The organism is Methylobacterium crusticola, assembly GCF_003574465.1.
Taxonomy (GTDB): domain Bacteria; phylum Pseudomonadota; class Alphaproteobacteria; order Rhizobiales; family Beijerinckiaceae; genus Methylobacterium; species Methylobacterium crusticola.
The window spans coordinates 1-501 of the sequence record NZ_QOWC01000522.1 but is presented as its reverse complement, the minus strand read 5'-3'; the positions used below and the strand labels follow the sequence as shown (position 1 = coordinate 501).

General features: G+C 59.3%; 1 protein-coding gene. It reads right to left on the bottom strand.

Annotation, left to right across the window (positions count from 1 at the left end):
- The coding region (locus tag DT057_RS35180) for a ParB/RepB/Spo0J family partition protein (RefSeq protein WP_128566585.1) at positions 1-501 on the bottom strand (501 nt) is incomplete at both ends.

Below are 501 nucleotides of genomic sequence, written 5' to 3'. Positions count from 1 at the left end.
TGCGAGCATCCGCCTTGCCGCGTGTTGCCGCCAAGTCGTCCACAAGGATTTTTGCCGCCTCGGGATCAACCTTCTCGATCGCCTTGACCTTGCCGATCACTTCCAGGTCGGCACTGATATTTTCCGAAAGGAGACGGCGCGCCTGGTCCGACAATTTCAACAGGCCCAGCATCTTCGACACCCAAGCGCGGCCCTTGTGATGCTTGGCCATGACAGCCTCTACGTCGCCGTTTGCGGCGTCGAGGTCGCGCTGCACCTTCTTCGCTTCCTCGATCTGCGTGAGGTTTTTACGCTGGATGTTCTCGGCCAGCTGAATGTCGTCCTTCTGCTCGTCGGTCATGTCCTTGATAAGGCATGGACCTTCCGTCTCGCCAACGAGCGTCGCGCTCGCATATCGGCGGCCGCCCGCAACCAACTCATAAGGGATCGGCCCGGGAATCGGCCGAAGCAACATGGTCTGCAAGATACCGTGTTGCTTGATGCTCCCGCCCATTTCCTGCA